This window comes from Rhizobium sp. N122 (genome assembly GCF_002211295.1).
Classification (GTDB): Bacteria; Pseudomonadota; Alphaproteobacteria; order Rhizobiales; family Rhizobiaceae; genus Rhizobium.
Genome location: NZ_LOKU01000014.1, coordinates 33,313 through 52,915 on the forward strand (window position 1 = coordinate 33,313; position 19,603 = coordinate 52,915).

Sequence of the window (19,603 nt, forward strand, 5' to 3'; positions counted from 1 at the left end):
GGCTGACGATGAATATCATTATCGGATTTATAGTGACTTGCGGCTGTGTCATCGGCAGCTTCATGGCAATGGGCGGCCACGTGGACGCGCTGTTCCAGCCCTTCGAATTCGTGATCATCGGCGGCGCCGGCCTCGGCAGCTTCATCATGGCGAACCCGATGAAGGTGGTGAAGGATTCCGGCAAGGCGCTCGGCGAAGCCTTCAAGCACGCCGTGCCGAAGGAACGCAATTATCTCGATACGCTCGGCGTGCTCTATTCCTTGATGCGCGACCTGCGCACCAAGTCGCGAAACGAAATCGAAGCCCATATCGACAATCCGGCAGAATCGACGATTTTCCAGTCGGCCCCGACGGTTCTGAAGAACAAGGAACTGACGGCGTTCATCTGCGACTACGTGCGCCTGATCATCATCGGCAATGCCCGCAGCCACGAGATCGAAGCGCTGATGGACGAAGAACTCAACACCATCATGCACGACAAGATGAAGCCCTACCACGCGATCCAGATCATGGGCGATTCCTTCCCGGCGATCGGTATCGTCGCGGCGGTTCTCGGCGTCATCAAGGCGATGGCCCACATCAACGATTCGCCCGAAGTGCTCGGCCATCTGATCGGCTCGGCGCTGGTCGGCACCTTCCTCGGCATTCTCCTGTCCTACTGCGTCTGCTCGCCGCTGGTCTCCCAGATCAAGATCGTCCGCAACAAGCAGCACCGCCTCTACGTCATCGTCAAGCAGACGCTGCTTGCCTACATGAACGGCTCGGTGCCGCAGGTCGCTCTCGAATACGGCCGCAAGACGATCTCGGCTTACGAGCGTCCGTCCATCGATGCGGTCGAACAGGAAATGATGAATCCAGGCGGCGAGAACAAGGCGGCTTAAATGACCATGAGCAATGCTTCGCAAGACAAACCGGCAATGGATCCTGCCCTTCTCGCCAAGCTGACGGGCGGGCTCGGCGACCGAGGCAGGGTCGCCAAGATCTGCAGCTCCTTCGGGGCAATCTACAGCGAATTCTTTCCAGACGTCATCAAGAGCGAGACCGGCCTCGACGTGACGGTCAATTATCTCGGTTGCGAGATCGGCTATAAGAACCATCTGATCGACGACCTGAACTCGAACGTCACGCTCGCCGACGTGACGCTGCGCAACTGGTCGCAGAACATCACGCTTGCCTGCGGCAACGGTTTCGTCATCACGCTGATGGAGCACCTGCTCGGCGCCACCGCCGATACGATCGAGGAGCCGGCCGACCGGCTGCTGTCGATCATCGAAATGGACTTGGCGGTGATGGTTTTCGACAAGATCGCCAAGGTGCTACGCTCGGCCGTCAATGCGCCTGGCGGTTTCGAACCGAGCCTTTCGGTCCCGCACGCCCTTGAGATGCGCGCCCGGCCGCCGGAGGACCGCCCGGACGAATTCGCCGCCGCCATCAATATGTCGATTACCCTTGCCGGCATCGTTTCGGAATTTTCGTTGATGGTTCCGCAGACGGCGCTGCTCAAGACCAAGGTGACGCCGCCTAAGCCGAAGCGCCAGTCCGGCGGCAGCTCGGCGGAATGGACCGAACAGCTCGGCGACCAGGTTCGCCGTTCGCATGTCACGCTCGAGGCCAAAATCAGGCTGCAGGACCTGACATTGCGCACCATCTCGAAGCTGATGGTCGGCGATGTCATCCCCTTCCGCGATCACGGCGACGTACGCGTCGAGGTCAGCGCCAACAGCAAGGAATTGTATGTGTGCGAGTTCGGGCGTTCAGGCGAAAACTACATGGTCCGCGTCAAGGACACGATGAACTCGGATGACGAACTCATCCGTCATTTAATGAATTAATCGGTTCTCTGGCTTTTGGGCTGCAAAGGCAGTTTGAGGCAAGTTTCAACTGGAATAGTGATTTCATGGCTACGAAGAAAACACAGCAGAACGACCTCTCCCTGGATATGCCGGGCAGCGAAGCGGATCTCGACCAGGCGATCGACGATCTGCGCGGCGTGCTGAAGCAGGATGCCGATGGCGACCTGCCGCAGTTTGGCGACGACCTGCAGAACGACGCCTTCGCAGCCGGAACCGATCTGGCGGCCTTCGGCGGCGAGATTTCGGACAGCCCGTTCGGCGGCGACGATTTCGGCGGCGATTTCGGTGCTGGCAATGCCGATTCCCCCGCCGGCATGGATTTCGGCAGCAGCGCTTCCTTCGAGGCGTCGCCGGCGCCGCTCGGCAGCGCTTTGAATTCCAATTTCGAATTGATCATGGACATTCCGATCGATGTCCAGATCATGCTCGGCACCAGCCGCATGCAGGTCTCCGGCCTGATGAACCTCAATGAAGGGGCGACGATCGCCCTCGACAAGAAAATCGGCGAACCGGTCGAGATCATGGTGAACGGCCGCAGGATTGCCCGCGGCGAAATTACGGTGCTTGATAACGACGACACCCGATTCGGTGTGAAACTGATAGAAGTTTTGAGTACGAAAAAAGCCTGATCCCTGTGTGGGACGGAGAGGTTAGACCATGATGGACTTTGACGATTTCGGCGGCGCGCTAGCCGGGAAACCGTTGACCCAGGCTGAAAAGGCGGCGGCTGTTCTTCTCGCTATGGGAAAGGGCGTCGCCGGCCGGCTGTTGAAATATTTCACCCAGGCTGAACTGCAGACCATTATCGCATCCGCCCAGTCGCTGCGCGCCATCCCGCCGGACGAGCTCCTGATGCTCGTCGGCGAATTCGAAGACCTCTTCACCGAGGGCGCCGGACTGATGGACAATGCCAAGGCGATCGAAGCCATTCTGGAAGAGGGCCTGACGCCCGACGAGGTCGACAGCCTGCTCGGCCGCCGCACGGCGTTCCAGGCCTACGAAACCTCGATCTGGGATCGCCTCAGCGAGGCGGAGCCGACATTCGTCGCCCAGTTCCTGCTGCGCGAACATCCGCAGACCGTTGCCTATATTCTTTCGATGATGCCGTCCAATTTCGGCGCCAAGGTGCTGCTGCAGCTTCCCGACAACCGCCGCGCCGACATCATGAACCGAACCGTCAACATGAAGACCGTCAGCCCGAAGGCTGCGCAGATCATCGAGAACCAGGTGATGACGCTGCTTGCCGAGGTCGAGGCAGAGCGCAATGCCGCCGGCTCGACGAAGGTCGCCGATCTCATGAACGAGCTCGACAAGCCGCAGGTCGACACGCTGCTCACCTCGCTCGAATCGATCAGCCGCGAATCCGTCAACAAGGTCCGCCCGAAGATCTTCCTGTTCGAGGACCTCATGTACATGCCGCAGCGCAGCCGCGTCCTGCTGCTCAACGACATCTCGACGGATGTACTCACCGTCTCGCTGCGCGGCTCGCCGGCCGAAATCCGCGAATCGGTTCTCTCCGCCATCAGCCCGCGCCAGCGCCGCATGATCGAATCGGATCTGCAGAGCGGCATGGGCGGCGTCAATCCGCGCGAGATCGCCATTGCTCGGCGCGCCGTGGCGCAGGAAGCGATTCGCCTGGCCAACTCCGGCCAGATCGAGCTCAAGGAGAAGGAAGGCGACGCTTCGGCAGCCGCCTAAAGCGCGTCGCGCATCGAACTTCGTTCATGCGACCCGCTTTGGCTCCTTGTCTTATGCATGTCGTTATCCCGGAACCGCGACGCACTTGCGGGCGACATGCATTGGAACTCCGAGACTGTTGACAAATCCGGCGTGCGGCAAAGCGGCCGTTGATCGCCGTGTCGCAGGCGACTACCCTTCAAGTGACTGGCTGCGCTTTAAAGCGCGTCGCGGAGAACCTCGGTTCCGGCGACGCGCTTTAGCTCATTGTTTTGATGCTGCGGCCAATTTCATTGACGGAGGGCCGCGTCTTGGCAGACGATGACAAGGACAGCAAAACAGAAGCCCCGACCGCGAAAAAGCAATCCGACGCGGCTGAGAAAGGCAACGTGCCGTTTTCGCGCGAGCTGTCGATCTTCGCCACCATCCTTGCCACCTATATCTATCTGGTGTTCTTCCTCCCCGACGGCGTCGGGCGCATGACTGAAACGCTGCGCGACATCTTCGAGCAGCCCGACCAGTGGAAGATCGAAACGGGGCCGGATGTCCTTTCGCTGTTCGTCAGGCTGGGCTGGGCCACTGCGGCGCTGCTGGCCCCTGCCCTCATCCTGTTCATGGTGTTCGGCATCGCCTCCTCCGTCTTCCAGAACCTGCCGACGCCGGTGCTCGAACGCATCCGGCCGCAGGCCTCGCGCATCTCTCCCGCCAAAGGCTGGGAACGGCTGTTCAGCCTGCCGGGCCTCGTCGAGTTCGGCAAATCCCTGTTCAAGGTCGTCGTCGTCGGGGTCATCCTGTTTTTCGTGCTGAGGAGCGAGTATTTCAGCTCGATCGACGCGATGTTTTCCGACCCCCAGACGATCCTGGCGCGGATCTCGACGGCGATGCGCAAGATCATCATCGTCGTGCTGATCGCCACCGCGGTCGTGGCGATCGCCGATGTCTTCTGGACGCGCCATCACTGGTTCACCGAGCTGAAGATGACGCGGCACGAAATCAAGGAAGAAAACAAGCAGGCGCAGGGCGACCCCTTCGTCAAGGGCCGGCAGCGCTCGCTGATGCGCGACCGCGCGCGCCGGCGCATGATCGCCAACGTGCACCGGGCGACGCTCGTCATCGCCAACCCGACGCACTATGCCGTGGCGCTGCGTTACGCGCGCGAAGAAAACGACGCACCGGTGGTGCTGGCCAAGGGCCAGGACCTGATTGCGCTCAAAATCAGGGAGATTGCCGAGAAAAACGGCATCCCGGTGTTCGAGGATCCGCCGCTTGCACGCTCCATGTTTGCGCAAGTCTCGATCGATAGTGTCATACCGTCAGTCTTCTATAAGGCCGTTGCGGAGCTGATCCACCGGGTCTACGCCGCAGACGCCAAGAACAAACGGGTAAGATAAGCCGAATGAAAAAATGCCCCCACTCTACCCAGCGTGAAAAAATCCTCGCAGTTGCGATCAGCCCGGTCGCCACGGAACTGCGCCTTCTGGATGCTTCTGACCTTATTTCGCTGCTGCGCTTCGAGTATTACGGCAATCTTTCCGATCTCGTCGCTTCGGCGGCAGAGCTTTTCTTTCATCCGGGCACGGTGAATTTCGGCCTGGGCGGCAATTATACGCTGGAGTGGGGCGGCAAGCCCGAAGTCGTTCTCGATCTGGAAATCAAACCGCGCGGCGTCACCGTCTATGCGCAGCTGACCCTGGCCGAAGATCACGCCGGCATCGAGATCAACCATATCGCGTTCCAGGATCCCTCGGCCGATCCCGATGAGAACACCCGCTTCCTCGAAAAGAGCCTTCGGGAATCGCGCTACAACGTCAACCAGGCGCCGCGGGCGCTGGCGGGCTGACCTCTCATCAAGACATAAGAGCTTTCATCCGGTCTTTCGAGAGCAGATCCATCCGCTTCAGCTGAGCTCGGCGGGGCTCAACTGAAATGGCTGAGCGGGCTCAGCTGATATAGCCGAGCCGGATCGCCTTGGCGATCGCCTGGATGCGGTTGACGGAATCGAGCTTGATGGTCGCCGAGCCGAGATAGGCGTTCACGGTGTGCACGGAGAGGCCGAGCTTGTCGGCAATCTCTTCGCTGATGCGGCCGTCGCCGGCAAGCTGGAGACAGGCGATCTCGCGTTCGCTGAGCGCTTCGGCGGCCGCCGTGCGGCGTTCGTCGAGCGAGAGCAGATCCATCATGATATGGCAGCAGCGACCGTGCAGCTCGACGATCGTATCGCTCGACGGATCGAGCTCATCGCCGGTGAAAACGATGAAACCGTTGCCGACGGCGCCGAGCCGCACCGGAAAGGCAAGGCCGGAAAAAGGCACGATACCGTCCTGCAGCCGCGTCATGAACGGCGCGAAGTCGGCAGGACCGGGTGCGGCACGGTCGTGACCGCCGGCCCATGAGAGCGGCAGCAACGACTTTTCGATGTGGTCGAGAAGGATATCGCCGTAGGCGTCGGTGAAGGCCTTGCCGAAACCGGCATTGGAAGACCCCCAGTTCTCGAGCTCGCAGACAAGGCGCTGTTTTGCCGGAAGGCCTGCCCCGCTGACGCGGAAGATCGCGAAGCCTTGAGCATCGGCGAGCTTCTGCATCGCAATCAGCCGCGGAAAAAGATCGGACCGGCTGGAAATCCTGTTCACACGCACCATGCGCAGCTGATCGGCGCTGCTCATCGTCCTGGCTGATGGATGCGCCATGGATTCCCCCTACACGAGATTATTGCGGACGGCGAAGGCAATGGCCTCGGACCGGGTCTTGGTCGCCGTCTTGCGCATCACGCTGGTAATGTAGTTGTTGATGGTATTGCGGGAAATGCCGAGGATCATCGCGATCTCGTCGCTGGTCTTGCCCTCGGCGATCCAGAACAGGCATTCCAGCTCGCGGTCGGTCAAATCGAAATCGCGATCGACCTTCGTCCCGCCACAGCGCAGGAAACTCGCGACATAACCTGCAAGCAGGCCCACATCCCGCAGGCGCTCCGGCGACAGGATGAACCCCTCGCCGAACAGGAACATCAGGGCCAGCCGCGACCGGCCGACATTGAAGGTGACAGAACAATACTGGCGGCTGGCGCCGTCCGGCACGTCGGCATTGTCAGGCATGAGAGCAAAATTCGGCTGGAACACCTGCATGCATTTTTCCAGCTCCGTCGAACGGGCATAGCCGCGAACCAGGTCATTGGCGATATCCCTCACCAGGTCGAAAGGCCAATCCGACGAAACAATGAAATCGAGACCGCTTTCCTGGATGAGATCGCAGCGCGCCAGAAGGTAGTGCGAAGCGCCGACATACTCCGTCAGTGCGCGCAGACCGGATTGCAACCTGCCAGTGTTGGCGACGCCGTGCAGGCGCTGGAGCAGTTGATCACGCGGCAACAAATCCGGCACTACCGCGCTCGCGAAATTCGCCATTTGCCTCTCGCCTTTGCTCGCCTGAATTACATCCATATCCATTGGCAATGTCCTGCGGCTGAGAAACGATCAAACTCGGTGCAACAGCAATTTTTCTGCAAGGGATTCAATTCAAGTCCCGCTCGAATCCCATTTCGAATCACCCAAGGGTAAGCCAGCCGATGCAAATCACCATCTCCGACTTCTAGGGATTTACTTACGCTGCCGCCCATGCACTGATTCGACGATCATTTCCAGCCCTCAAGCTATTGGGAAGGCTACGGTGATTCTGGCTGCATCGCAACTTCATTCGCGTTTTACGCGAGTCCGGGAGCCGACATCTATCCTGTTGGAGGAAATAACGCGGGGCACCAATATGAAAAAGGCCGGTTGCCCGGCCTTTTGTCTTACGCTGCCTCGTCGATCGCCCATTTCCGGAGGATTTTCGCGGCGCGTTCCTCGTTGATCTCGACCATGCGGGAGAGCTTGCGTTCCGGGCCTTCCTTGACGCGGCGGTTGAAGTTCCCGTCGTCGTCGCCGAGGCTGAGCAGATCCTCGGTGCTGTCGAAGCCGAAGTCGGATCCGAAGCCGTCCATGAGGGCACCTCCGGGGGCGCCGGCTGCCGGCGCAAAATCCGGAAGCTCGAGGCCGGCCGCCTCCGGCGTGGCGTCGCCGAGAACCGACGAACTGCCATTGCCGCTGACGCTGCGCACCAGAGGCCGCAGGCCCATCCAGACCACCACGAAGGCGACGGCGACGAAGGCGAGCGAGTTGATGATGCCGGCAAGGTTGCGGCTCAGCATGTCCATGACGCGGACACCGCCGGTGGCGTCTTCGAGCAGTTGGTTCTCGAGGAAGTCCATGGCCGTGACGGTGACGACGTCGCCGCGCTTGGCGTCGATGCCGGCCGCCGAAGCGACGATCGTCTTCATTTCGGCAAGATAGGCATCGATCTTGGCCTGATCGGCAGGCTCGCCGACCATCTTGGCGATGCGGCCCTTGTTGACCACCACGGCGATCGAAAGCTTCTCGACCTTGTAGCTGTTGCGGGTCGTCGCCGTCGTCCGGCTGTTGATTTCGTAGTTGGTCTGCTCTTCGCGCTTGTCGGACTTGTCCTGCGATTCAGGCCCCGCCGAACCACCGGCCTCGGGGGCCGCCTGCGGAATGTTCTGCTCGACCGTCGTCGCGCTGTCGGACTGCTTCTGCTGCGACTGCTGGGCTTCCTTGGTCGAGCGGACCGAGCGTTCGACCTTGGATTCGGGATCGTAGGTCGTTTCCTGGATCTGCTGGGCGTCGGTATTGAGGTCGGCGGTGACGCTGGAGCGGAAGTTGTCCATGCCGAGGAAGGGTGCGAGCGCCTTGTCGACGTTGGATTCGACTTCCTGCTGGACATTCTGGACGATGTTGAGCGAGCGGTTCAGCGAGCTGTTGCTGGCTTCGTCGCCGGAGGCGAGCAGCTGACCGGCGGAATCGAGGATCGTCACGTCATCGACGTCAAGCCCCGGCACGGCCGAGGCGACGAGATGGCGGATCGAAGTCGCAGCACTTCGTCCGGTGGCCGCACTCGCGCGAATCATGACGGAAGCGGTCGGCTTCTGCTCCTGCTTGCGGAAGTTTCCGACCTCCGGCATGACGATATGTACGCGCGCGGCCGTGATACCCGAGATCGACTGGATGGTGCGGGCGATTTCGCCTTCCAGCGCGCGAACCCGCGTCACTTCCTGCATGAAGGAGGTCAGGCCGAGCGAGCCGACATTGTCGAAGAGTTCGTAACCGGCATTGGCGCTGTTCGGCAGGCCGCGCTCGGCAAGCATCAGGCGGGCCTTGCCCGTCATCCCCGCGGGGACACTGATGCTGGAACCGTCCGTGCCGACCTGAAAATTGATGTTGGCTTCGGCGAGCGCCATGCTGATCTGGTTGAGATCGGGAGAATCCAGGCCGACGTAGAGCGTTTCCTGTGCCGGTTTGTTGACGAAAAGGGCGGCCGCAAGGACGATTGCGATGGAGACGGCACCAACGCCTCCGAGAATCATCAGGCGTGTTCGGCCAAGGGAGCCGAAGTTCTTAAAGATCTGAACTAATTGATTTAACAGATTCATTCTGTTCTCGCACGATTCGTCAAAGACAAAGCAGGCTTATTGCCTCATCTGACGAATAATCGGCGAAACTTGCGCGAGCGTTTCGTAAAGGGGGCGCCGCCCCTGGAGGGTCAGAAGAAATCGAAGTCGCCGGCTGCCTTGCTCAGGGGCTGGGAATGGCCGTGGCGTGTGGCGCCGCCCAGCGCCTTCTGCATTTCCGCCAGCTTGACGAGGCTGAGCGCGGTCGCGACGTCGACTGCCCAGCCGTGCGGGATTTCGCCGGTGATGGTGTCGATGAACTCGGCGAGGCCGCGCGATTTCTGCACGGCGAGATCAATGCCCTGCATGACCTTCATGGCATCCGGCGAATTGAGGATTTCAGCGCCGCCGAGATCGAGAAGCTGCGGCTCGATGCGCTCGATGAGATAGGCGACATCGTGCAGTTCCGAAACGATGCGCATCAGGATGTCGCTCAACGCTTCAACAGGCGCAGGCGGCTCCATCACCGGGTTAAATGTCATATGAAAATCCTCGCCATCAAAAAAATTCGATACTGGTTTCGACGGGCTTCGGCGGAGCGGCGGGGCGTTGCTCGAGAGCGACGGTTCTCTGCGTTTCGGCGCCGGTCAGCGGATATTGCCGGGCGCGACCGGAGACCGGCCAAAATTCAAGCTTGCGTCCATGGTCGCCGCCTGTGGAGGAGCCGACCACCGGAATGCCTTCATCCCTGAGGAACTGCATGGCGAAGGCCGCGTTCTGCTCACCGACATTGGAGAATGTCGAGATCGTCTTGGCGCCGCCGAAGATCTTGGCTTCCAGCCGGTCGCGCCGGGCGCCCTGCTTCAGGAGACCGTTGATCAGCAGTTCCATCAGATGCACGCCGTAACGCGTGGCATCGCCGCCGGAGGTCGGCGACGTCGCCGAACCGGGCAGCAAGAAGTGGTTCATGCCGCCGATACCGGCGACAGGGTCTCTGAGGCACGCAGCCACGCACGAGCCGAGAATGGTCGAGAGGACCGCATTCGGATCGCTCAGAACCTTGTACTCGCCCTGAATGATGTGCACGCGGCGGGCTGCCCCCTCAGTGATCATTTCAGGGCTCCAAACACGGCTTCGATGGCCGCTTTCATCTTCTCGATCGTGAACGGCTTGGCGAGCACGTTGTTGGCGCCGAGCTGGGCCGCCTTCTGCACCAGTGCGCGGTCACCCTGGGCGGTGAGGATGATGAAGGCCGCCTTCTTGGTGTTCGGGTTGGTGCGCACGGCCTGAAGGAAGCCGATGCCATCCATCTTCGGCATGTTGAAGTCCGAGATCACCAAGTGATGCGGCTGCTCGGCCATGATCTTCATGCCCTGCTCGCCGTCGCCTGCGGACGTGATCTGCTTGAAGCCGAGCTGGGTCAGCGCGTCGCTGAGCAGCAAGCGGCTCGTTACCTGATCATCGACGATCAGAACTTTGATTTTCTCCGCGATCGACATTTATTCGGTCCCTTCCTTTCGGGCGGCTGTCATTTTCAATATTTCTTCACCGATGGCAGACAGGGGCAACTGCTGCTCAACGGCGCCAAGTTCATGAGCAACCCTTGGCATTCCGTAAACGACACAGGTTTTTTCGTTCTGGCCGAGTGTTCTGGCGCCGGCGTGGCGCATTTTCAACAATCCGGCGGCGCCATCGCGGCCCATTCCGGTCAAGATCACGCCGACGGCGTTGCGGCCCGCCAGCTCGGCGACCGAATCGAACAGCACGTCGACCGATGGGCGGTGGCCGTTGACCGGCGCCCGGTCGACGAGGCGGCAGCAGGGCGCCGCGGCGTTGCTGACCTGGAGATGACGCTCGCCGCCCGGCGCCAGATAGATCTTGCCGATTTCGAGACGCGCGCCGTCCGTCGCTTCCTGCACCACCGGCGCACAGAGACGGTTCAGGCGTTCGGCGAAGCTCTTGGTGAAGGTCGGCGGCATATGCTGGGTGATGACGGTCGGCGGGCAATTGGCCGGAAACTTCTGCAGCACGGTGATCAGCGCCTCGACGCCGCCTGTGGACGAGCCGATGGCGACGATCTTGCGACCGACGCGGAAATCGGCGACGGAGGGCGGCGGCGTTGGAGCAGCAACCGGCTGGGAAAACTGGCGCTGCGTGCGCGCGGCAGCCTTGACCTTCTCGGCGAGGTCGCCGAAGGGCCGAGGTTCGCCCGGCGCCGGTTTGCCGACGCAGTCGAACGCGCCGATCTCGAGCGCGGCCAGCGACGCCTCGGCGCCGCGATGGGTCATTGTCGATACCATGATCACAGGCATCGGACGCAGCGTCATGATCTTTTCGAGGAAATCGAGGCCGTTCATGTTCGGCATCTCGATGTCGAGCGTCACGACGTCGGGGTTCAGCCGCTTGATCGCCTCGCGCGCTTCCAGCGCATCGCCGGCCTGGCCGATGACGTTGACCTCGGGATCGGAACTCAGAACGGCGGTGATCAGCCCCCGCATCGTCGGGGAGTCGTCAACGACGAGAACCCTTGCCGGAGCGCTCATGCCTTCCTCCCGTGACCTTTGGCGGTGTAGCGATAGGTGGTGATGCCGATATTGTCGAAGACGTGTTTCGCCTCGCCGGACACACGCTCGGAATGGCCGATATAGAGATGACCGCCCTCCGGCAGCAGGCCTGCGAAACGCTGCCAGATCTTCATCTGCGTCGGCTCGTCGAAATAGATGACGACGTTGCGGCAGAAGATGACGTCGAACTTGCCCTTGAACGGCCATTGCGCCATCAGGTTCAGCTCGTTGTAGGTGATCAGCCGCTTGACGCGGTCGTCGACCTGGAACTTCCTGCGGCCCTGCACCTCGACTTCGCTGAACCATTGCTTGCGCATGGCGGGCGAAACGGTTTCGAGCGCATTTTCGTCATAAGCGCCGGCCCGGGCGATCGCCAGGATCTTCGGGTCGATGTCGGTTGCCAGGATCTTGAAGTCGTAATCGGCGACATTCGGCATCAGCGACAGCACGGTGAGCGCGATCGAATAGGGCTCCTGCCCGTCGGAGGAGGCGGCCGACCAGATGCGCACCCTGCCGCCCGATTTCGCCCGCTGCAGAAGCTCCGGCAGGACATGGTCGCGCAGGTGGTCGAAATGATGGTTTTCGCGAAAGAAGCGGGTAAAATTGGTCGTCAGATGCGACAGCATCTCGCGGCGGGGCGCAGCACCGGCCGGCGAAGCGACAAGCTCGCAATATTCCCGGAAGCCGGACAGGCCGAGATTGCGGATATGCTTCGACAGGCGCGAATAGACCAGCGAGGCCTTCGTCTCGTTGAGGAAGATGCCGGCATCCGAATAGATCATCGCGGCGATCTCGGTGAGATCGCGGCGCGTCAGCGGATATTCTCCGCTTGCCAGAACCTCGTCGGCTCCCTGCCTCTGATCTTTTGCGCCCATTGCGTTCATGCGGCTTCGCTTTCGGTCTCGGGAAAGAGGGATTCGAGTTCGATCAGGCAGATCATGCGCTTCTCGATGGCGAGAATGCCGCGGGCAAATTGACGCTCGAGCTCAGAGGAGATCTCGGGCGTCGGCTGGATGGTTTCGTCGGTCACCGTCAGGATATCGGACACGGCGTCGACCAGCAGACCGACGACCTTGCGCCGCACCTGGGCGACGATGATGACATGACGGGCGGTCGGATCGGCCGGCTTCATGCCGAGCCGGGCGGCAAGGTCGATGATCGGCAGCACCGCGCCGCGCAGGTTGATGACGCCGAGCATATAGCCAGGTGAGTGCGGCATCGCGGTCGCCGGGGTCCAGCCCCGGATCTCGCGAACCGACATGATGTTCACGCAAAATTCCTGATCCCCGATGCGGAACGCGATCAGCTCGCGATCCCCCTCGTTCAGATTTTTCACGGCGTACGACATTCCCTTACCCTACCGCTGCTAACGACATTTCTGCTTTGAGCGACTGGCCGCGCGAGGCGCCGACAACCGCGTCGACATCGAGAATGAGAGCGACGCGTCCGTCACCGAGAATGGTGGCGGCGGCAATGCCCGGCACATGAGTGTAGTTGGCTTCCAGGCTCTTGATGACCACCTGGCGCTGGCCCTGGATGGCGTCGACCATCAGGGCGCGCTGGCCGCCGCCTTCGGATTCCACCAGAAGCGCCACGCCCTCGACCGGATTGGCCTGGGTCGCACGGAAGTTCAGGATGCGGCCGACATCGACCAGCGGGCAGAACGAGTTGCGGATCGAGATCAGCCGGTGGTTCGCACCGAAGGAGTGGATCGCGGAGGCTTCCGGCTGCAGGGTTTCGACGATCGCCGTCAGCGGCACGACCAGCGTCTGGCCGGCGACGGTGACCACCATGCCGTCGAGGACGGCGAGCGTCAGCGGCAGGCTCATGGTGAAGACCGAGCCGTGGCCCGGCTTCGACGTGATGTTGATGCGGCCGCCGAGCGCCTGGATCGAACGCTTGACGACGTCCATGCCGACGCCGCGGCCGGAAATGTCGGAGATCTTGTCGGCGGTGGAGAAGCCCGGCAGGAAGATCAGGTTGTCGATTTCCTCGTCCGACAGATTGGAATCGGCCGGGATGAGGTCGTTGTCGATCGCCTTCTGGCGGACCTTCTCACGGTTGATGCCGGCGCCGTCGTCGGCGAGCTCGATCAGGATGCGTCCCGAACGATGCTTGGCGGTCAGGCGGACCGTGCCTTCGGTATTCTTGCCGGCGGCGGCGCGCTTTTCCGGCGTTTCGATGCCATGGTCGACGGCATTGCGGATCATGTGAGTCAGCGGTTCGGCCAGCTTGTCGATAACCGTCTTGTCGACTTCGGTGTTCTCACCTTCGGTGATCAGGCGGATCGACTTACCGGTCATGTCGGCGATTTCGCGGACGATACGCGACATGCGCTGGAAGACGGGCTTCACCGGCTGCGCGCGGATCGCCATGACCGAGTCCTGGATCTCGCGGGTGAGCTGCTGCAGCTCCTCGAGGCCCATATTGATCGAGGAGGTGCCGGTCGTGTCATTCTCGATGACGCTCTGCGACAGCATCGCCTGGTTGATGACCAGTTCGCCGACGAGGTTGATGAGGCGGTCGACACGGTCGAGATCGACGCGGATCGTCTGGCCGGCGCCGGCGGCATTGTTCTGGGCGGCGGCGGCACTGGCAGCGGCCGCTGCGGCGGCTGCCGATTCCTTCTTCTCGACGCGGGCGGCGGCTGCAGCCATCTGCGTGACATTGGAGGCAGTCTCGGCAGCGGCAACGGCGGCGGCCGTATCGGCGGCGGCAGCGCCGGAAACGTCTTCGGCTGCGCCGGCTTCATCCAGGATCGACAGATCGAAGGGAACCGGCACCATCGGCAGTTCGTCGTTGCTGGTCGCCTCAGCCCGTGCGTCCTCGACCGGCTTCACCGTCAGTTCGCAGTCCCATTCGGCGAATTCGAAGACGGTGCGAATGGCGTCCTCGCCCTTGTCCGTCTTGATCGTGACGTTCCAGAAGAAATACGCGCCTTCCGGATCGAGTTCATCGAGGCCCGGCAGAGCATCGCTGTTGCAATAGATGGTCATTTCGCCGAGGCGCGAGAGATCGCGCAGCAACAGCGTGGCGTCATTGCCCTTGGAATAGAGTTCGTAGCGCGGCTTGAAGATGACTTCATAGGCCGGCATGGCCGAGCCCGCATCGCTCTCGCCGCCAAAATCGTCGAAGGAAAAGGGCACCGGCTGGAAGCCGCTGTCGTCGGTCGGCTTGGGGGCGGGTGCGGCAGCGGCCGGGGCGGCCTTGGCTACAGGCTTTGCGGCGGCCTTCGGCGTCGGCGCCTCGGCCAATGCCGAGGGAGACGGCAGTTCGCCGTTGGCCAAAGCCTCGAGTTCCTTGACCAGGCCGCGGCTGCGGCTTTCATCGACGCTGCCGCCGTCGCGCGCAGCATTGGTCAGGTCGGCGAGCACGTCGGCCGACTTCAGCATCACCTTCAGGACGTCCTGGGTCGGCTCAAGCTTGTTGGATCGAACGCAATCGAGAGTGGTCTCGAAAACATGGGCGAAGGCGACCAGATCATCAAGGCCGAAGGCGCCGGCGCCACCCTTGATCGAGTGCACGGCACGGAACACCGCATTGACGGTTTCCGGATCGCGATCGCCATCATTCATTTTCAGAAGACCGGATTCCAGCTCGGCGAGCTGTTCCTCGCACTCCTGGAAAAAGATCTCTTTGATTTCGTTCATATCCATAGGAGAAAATCCTGGTTTAAGCGGTTACACGCTCAATGGCATCGATCAGCTTGGCCGGGTCGAAAGGCTTGACGATCCAGCCGGTGGCGCCGGCCTGGCGGGCGCGGTTCTTCTTTTCCGCGTCGCTTTCGGTGGTCAGGACCAGGATCGGGATCGCCCGATATTTCTCGTTGCGGCGGACACCTTCGATAAAGCCGAAACCGTCGAGGCGCGGCATGTTGATGTCGGTCACGATGACGTCAGGATTGGACTCTTCGAGAACTTCCAGACCCTCGACGCCGTCTTCCGCCTGGATCGTCTCGAAGCCGGCATTGTTGAGCGTCACGAGAAGCATGTTTCGGATGGTGCGGGAATCATCCACGGTAAGAACTTTTTTCTTCATTGCCGAATCTCCTTGGCAAGCAGGTGATCAATATTGACGCCCACCAGCTGCATGGTTTTCTGAAATGCGTCGGACACCTTGGAAAAGGTGAATGGCTGCTTGTCCTGTTCCCAGGTCTTCTCGGCGGACATCAGAACCTGGGCGCAAAGAGCACCGATCCGTTCGACACCGGAAGCGTCGATCGACAGACCGCTGCCCCTGAGGGAGAGGAGTTTATCGCGCAAGGCGGAAGCCTCGTTGAGGTCGAGCACCGCTGTCAGATCCAGCGTCTTGCCACTCTTCTTTGCTACCATCAGCTTTTCCTTGTCCCCTTGTCCCCGGCTCGAGAAGACGAGCTGCGGCAATCATCCGATAGGTTAGTAAACATTCCGCCCACCTCCGACGCTTGCGAAGGGCCGCGGAAGGCTAAAATCACCATTTTCATATTCGTCTTCAACGACAGCCGGTCGGGCGGCGGCTTCGATGGGGCGCGGCGGCGTCACGCGAACCGGTGCCGGGCGCCCGGCATTGGCGTTTTCCCGGGCGATGCGGAATTCGCGTATCGTCTGGCCGAGCTCGAGAATGACGGTGTGGAGGTGGTCGGCGCCTTCGGCCGAGCGCTCGGCAAGGCTGGCGCTATCCGCCACCTCGCCGCCCAGGCCCCTGACGTCCGACGTCACGCTGTCGAGGCTGGCGGCATGTTCGCCGGTCCGGGTGGCGATGCCTGAAATGGCGGCATTGATGTCGGTGACCTGGCGCACGATGCTGCCGATCGAATCCTGTGTGCGGCCGACCATCTGCACGCCGGCATCGACCTGGGCCTTGGTCGTCGTCACCAGCGTCTTGATCTCGCGGGCTGCTTCCGCCGAACGCTGGGCCAGTGCGCGGACCTCCTGGGCGACGACGGCAAAACCGCGGCCGGAGTCGCCGGCGCGGGCGGCCTCGATGCCGGCGTTCAGCGCCAGGAGATTGGTCTGGAAGGCGATCTCGTCGATCGCGCCGATGATCTGGCCGATCTTTTCGGCCGACTGCTCGATATCGGCCATGGCGCTGATCGCGCGGCCGACGACCTCGCCGCTTTCCTCGACGGCGGCGCGCGTCGAGGCGGCGGCCTGTTCGGCGGCGCGGCTGTCGGCAGCGCCGTCGCGCACACTGCCGGCGATGCCGGCAAGGGCGGCGGCGGAAAGCTGCAGCCGGTCGGCCTGGCCGGAGGCGGTGCCGGCGAACTGCCGCGACAGGCCGGCAAGCGAACCCGTCGCCGCTTCGGCCTTCAGCGTACGTTCGGTAATGGCGGTGAATTCGGCCTGGAGGCCATCCAGTGCGCCGTTCAGCGCGGCGGCGATCTCGGCATGGGCGCCATCGACGGGCGCGCGCCGCGTCAGGTCGCGGGCGGAAAGGCCTTCGACGACATCGCCGAAGATCCGGGCGATCTCGGCCTCGTTATCGGCGCGCTGTTCGGCGAGCGCGCGGCTCTGAGCGGCGCGCTGGGCGTTGAAGCGCAGCGAGACGGCGATTTCCACATCGACCATGACGATGCGGATGATCGCGGTCATCAGATCGGAGATTTCGCGGGTCCGGCGCTTGGCCGACGGCAGCAGGGGACGGCCGGCAATTTCCTCGGCGAGACCGGAAACGACATGCTCCAGCATGACGCCATGGCCGGCCACATGCCAGCGCGGGTCGAGGCCGATCTTGCTTTCGGTGTCGGAAAGAACCTTGACGCGTTCGGCATAGAGGCTGTCGAACCGCGCATCCGTCAGCACGTCCCAATGCGAGGACTGCAGATCATGCAGGCGCTCGACCTGGCGCTCGCTGTCGAAATTGCGCGCCGCGTCCGGGAATGACTGGAACCTGTGGAAGAGATCGCGCAGACCTGCCTTCAGATGCGCTTCGAGGGCCGGCCGGTTGCGGCGCACGAGCTCGCACTGGTCGGCATCGAGACCGGCAAAGCGCAGGCGGTCGCGCAAGCTGCCTGCCTGCGCTCCACGAGCCTGATCTGATGGCATGTCCTGCCTCAACGCCTGTCCCCGACCCACTGCCCAGGCGAATGCCTGGTTAAAAACTTTTGCAGCATCCGGTGAACGCAAGCCTGGAGACGGTCCTCGCCACCGGTGACAACCGGCGGGTCGAAGCCCCCTGATCAGCTATATCTCGGAGCTGTCTGAAGTGATGGATACCGGATCAACCCGGTACGGCGGGACGGCGTCATGCCTGGTGGGAACGAGTGCATCTTCCCATTCCGACGTGTAAACCAATGTTTATGGTTAATTCCTTGCTTGAAGGTTAATAAGCCCTTCGCAGTGCCGGCTTTTGACGCAATTCAAGGCCGTTCGCAGCAAATACTGCGGCGGAGTTGCACGGCTGCTACAAGGCACACGCAAGCTCCGTGTTATAGGCCGGTCGATAACCAAGACATGACGTCGACAAGGACAGAGCAATGATTGTTCTCGGATTGGGTGCCTGCTTGATTGCAATGACGCTGCTTGCCGCCGTCGCCCGCCTCGATTTTCTGGCTGCAAACCGCGATATCCGCGCGCTGCGGGTTTTCTAAAACCCGTCCCTGCCCGTTGGCAGTCCGGCACCTATGGTGTATCGCACTGGCGCCTTTCATGTCAGCGGAACACTTGGTTCATGTCCCCCAGATCTGGTCTCCTCATCGTTCTCGGCTTCACGCTCTGGCGCGTCGTCACGCTAGCTTTCGATCGGACGGACCTTTTCGTCGATGAGGCGCAGTACTGGTTCTGGGCGCAGAATCTCGATCTCGGCTATTATTCCAAGCCGCCGATGATCGCGTGGGTGATCCGTGGAGTGACCGAGCTTTCCGGCTCCAACGCCATCTACTGGATCAGGCTCTCCGGACCGCTGATCCACATGGCGGCGGCACTGGTTTTGATGAAGGTCGCAAAGCGCTTCGCCGGGCCGGAGATCGAAGGCGGGACGGGCGCCACCTATATTACCCTCCCGGGTGTCGCGCTTTCCTCGGTGTTTTTCTCGACCGACGTGATCCTGCTGTTTTTCATCGCCATCACCTTGCTTGCCTATTTCGGCCTGACGCAGCGGCGCTCGGTCGGGCTGGCGCTGGTCATGGGCCTCGGCGTCGGCCTCGCCTTCCTGACGAAATATGCCGTGCTGTTCGTGGTTCCCGGCGGCGCGCTTGCCCTCCTCCTCATTCCGGCGGCGCGCATCGCCATCCGGGATTTCATCATCGCGGTTGCGGTCGCGGCGGTCGTCGCCCTGCCGAACCTCTGGTGGAACCTGCAGCACAACAATACGACGGTGCGGCATACGCAGGACATCGCCCATTGGAGCGACCTCGGCATCAATCTCCGTCGCGGACTTGAATTCTTCTCCGCCCAATTCGGCGTCGTCGGGCCGATCATCTTCTTTGCCATGCTCTGGGCGGTCTATCGCATGATCAGCGGCAGGAGCGACGACCGCGAAAAGATGCTGGTCTGGCTGTCGATGCCGGTGGTGGTGCTGATCACGCTGCAGGCAACGGTCGCCAAGGCCTATGCCAACTGGGCCGTGACCGCCTATGTCGCCGGCACCATCCTGGCCGTCTGGCTGCTTTATCGGATGTGGCCGAAAGGCTTGAGGCTGTCGCTCGCCATCAACGGCATCGCCAGCCTGCTCTTTCCGCTTGCGACGATCTTTCCGCACCAATTGCTGCTGCCGAATGGCGACGAGTTGATGAAGCGCTATCTCGGCCGCGCCGAGGTCAGCCGCGAGGCCGCCGCACTCGCCGCTCAGGCCGGCACCGACATCATCGTCACCGACAATCGCGACATGGTCGCCGATCTTTTCTATACGCTGCGCGATGCATCCTACAGGATCTATGCGCGGGCGCCCGCCGGCCTTCCCGAGAGCTATTACGAACAGGAATTCGCCCTGCCCGCCGACGTCACCGGCAAGGTTCTTTTCCTGACGGACGGGTCCCTCACCTGCGCCGCCGAGACGCCCGAGGTGCTGAAGACCTGGCAGCCGACGGAAGGCTATTACCGGGGCAAGTCGCTGTCGGTCTACCGGGTCTCCGCCGCCTGCCTGGCGCCTTGAGC

General features: G+C 61.9%; 20 protein-coding genes. 7 read left to right on the plus strand and 13 right to left on the minus strand.

Annotation, left to right across the window (positions count from 1 at the left end):
• Positions 1-8 precede the first annotated feature (8 nt).
• The 6 genes from motA (at position 9) to ATY75_RS13025 (ending at position 5,370) form a co-directional block, all read left to right on the plus strand.
• A complete protein-coding gene (gene motA / locus ATY75_RS13000; RefSeq protein ID WP_012556597.1) occupies positions 9-881 on the plus strand; it encodes a flagellar motor stator protein MotA in 873 nt (290 codons plus the stop codon).
• A complete protein-coding gene (locus ATY75_RS13005; RefSeq protein WP_088937868.1) occupies positions 882-1,832 on the plus strand; it encodes a FliM/FliN family flagellar motor switch protein in 951 nt (316 codons plus the stop codon).
• A 65-nt stretch (positions 1,833-1,897) separates the two neighbouring features.
• Entirely contained in the window at positions 1,898-2,482 is a 585-nt protein-coding gene (fliN, locus tag ATY75_RS13010) for a flagellar motor switch protein FliN (RefSeq protein ID WP_088937869.1), read from the plus strand.
• 28 nt (positions 2,483-2,510) lie between these two features.
• Positions 2,511-3,551, plus strand: coding sequence for a flagellar motor switch protein FliG (fliG, locus tag ATY75_RS13015; protein WP_064836543.1), 1,041 nt, complete (start codon positions 2,511-2,513; stop codon positions 3,549-3,551).
• Positions 3,552-3,841: 290 nt separating this feature from the next.
• Positions 3,842-4,921, plus strand: a complete 1,080-nt coding sequence (flhB, locus tag ATY75_RS13020; RefSeq protein WP_088937912.1) for a flagellar biosynthesis protein FlhB — start codon at positions 3,842-3,844, stop codon at positions 4,919-4,921.
• A 5-nt stretch (positions 4,922-4,926) separates the two neighbouring features.
• Positions 4,927-5,370 (plus strand): hypothetical protein, encoded by a 444-nt coding sequence (locus ATY75_RS13025; protein WP_064836541.1) that lies wholly within the window; start codon positions 4,927-4,929, stop codon positions 5,368-5,370.
• 100 nt (positions 5,371-5,470) lie between these two features.
• Here the strand turns inward: ATY75_RS13025 and ATY75_RS13030 are convergent, their stop codons facing one another.
• The 13 genes from ATY75_RS13030 to ATY75_RS13090 form a co-directional block, all read right to left on the minus strand.
• The gene (locus tag ATY75_RS13030; protein WP_088937870.1) at positions 5,471-6,217 is read right to left on the minus strand and encodes a helix-turn-helix transcriptional regulator; all 747 of its coding nucleotides are present in this window, start codon (positions 6,215-6,217) and stop codon (positions 5,471-5,473) included.
• 9 nt (positions 6,218-6,226) lie between these two features.
• A complete protein-coding gene (locus tag ATY75_RS13035) occupies positions 6,227-6,973 on the minus strand; it encodes a helix-turn-helix transcriptional regulator (protein ID WP_064836537.1) in 747 nt (248 codons plus the stop codon).
• Between the two features lie 344 nt (positions 6,974-7,317).
• Positions 7,318-9,009, minus strand: coding sequence for a flagellar basal-body MS-ring/collar protein FliF (gene fliF / locus ATY75_RS13040; protein ID WP_088937871.1), 1,692 nt, complete (start codon positions 9,007-9,009; stop codon positions 7,318-7,320).
• Positions 9,010-9,119: 110 nt separating this feature from the next.
• Positions 9,120-9,509, minus strand: coding sequence for a hypothetical protein (locus ATY75_RS13045; protein ID WP_003584234.1), 390 nt, complete (start codon positions 9,507-9,509; stop codon positions 9,120-9,122).
• Positions 9,510-9,525: 16 nt separating this feature from the next.
• A complete protein-coding gene (cheD, locus tag ATY75_RS13050; RefSeq protein ID WP_088937872.1) occupies positions 9,526-10,080 on the minus strand; it encodes a chemoreceptor glutamine deamidase CheD in 555 nt (184 codons plus the stop codon).
• Positions 10,077-10,466, minus strand: a complete 390-nt coding sequence (locus ATY75_RS13055) for a response regulator (RefSeq protein ID WP_003556488.1) — start codon at positions 10,464-10,466, stop codon at positions 10,077-10,079. Before ATY75_RS13055 ends, cheD begins: the two co-directional genes overlap by 4 nt.
• Positions 10,467-11,510, minus strand: a complete 1,044-nt coding sequence (cheB, locus tag ATY75_RS13060; protein ID WP_088937873.1) for a protein-glutamate O-methylesterase CheB — start codon at positions 11,508-11,510, stop codon at positions 10,467-10,469. It abuts the gene before it with no gap.
• On the minus strand, positions 11,507-12,415 hold the full coding sequence (cheR, locus tag ATY75_RS13065; protein ID WP_064836531.1) for a protein-glutamate O-methyltransferase CheR: 909 nt from the start codon (positions 12,413-12,415) through the stop codon (positions 11,507-11,509). The genes cheB and cheR overlap by 4 nt, the downstream gene beginning before the upstream one ends.
• Positions 12,412-12,879 (minus strand): chemotaxis protein CheW, encoded by a 468-nt coding sequence (locus ATY75_RS13070; RefSeq protein ID WP_088937874.1) that lies wholly within the window; start codon positions 12,877-12,879, stop codon positions 12,412-12,414. The genes cheR and ATY75_RS13070 overlap by 4 nt, the downstream gene beginning before the upstream one ends.
• Before the next feature lie 4 nt (positions 12,880-12,883).
• Positions 12,884-15,187, minus strand: coding sequence for a chemotaxis protein CheA (locus ATY75_RS13075; protein ID WP_088937875.1), 2,304 nt, complete (start codon positions 15,185-15,187; stop codon positions 12,884-12,886).
• 16 nt (positions 15,188-15,203) lie between these two features.
• Positions 15,204-15,569 (minus strand): chemotaxis response regulator CheY1, encoded by a 366-nt coding sequence (gene cheY1, locus ATY75_RS13080; RefSeq protein ID WP_003570362.1) that lies wholly within the window; start codon positions 15,567-15,569, stop codon positions 15,204-15,206.
• Positions 15,566-15,862, minus strand: coding sequence for an STAS domain-containing protein (locus ATY75_RS13085; RefSeq protein ID WP_003588585.1), 297 nt, complete (start codon positions 15,860-15,862; stop codon positions 15,566-15,568). Before ATY75_RS13085 ends, cheY1 begins: the two co-directional genes overlap by 4 nt.
• A gap of 63 nt (positions 15,863-15,925) precedes the next feature.
• A complete protein-coding gene (locus ATY75_RS13090) occupies positions 15,926-17,554 on the minus strand; it encodes a globin-coupled sensor protein (protein WP_088937876.1) in 1,629 nt (542 codons plus the stop codon).
• Positions 17,555-18,179: 625 nt separating this feature from the next.
• On the opposite strand from ATY75_RS13090, the gene ATY75_RS13095 reads away from it, so the two are divergent.
• On the plus strand, positions 18,180-19,601 hold the full coding sequence (locus tag ATY75_RS13095) for a glycosyltransferase family 39 protein (protein WP_088937877.1): 1,422 nt from the start codon (positions 18,180-18,182) through the stop codon (positions 19,599-19,601).
• The last annotated feature ends 2 nt before the right edge of the window (positions 19,602-19,603 follow it).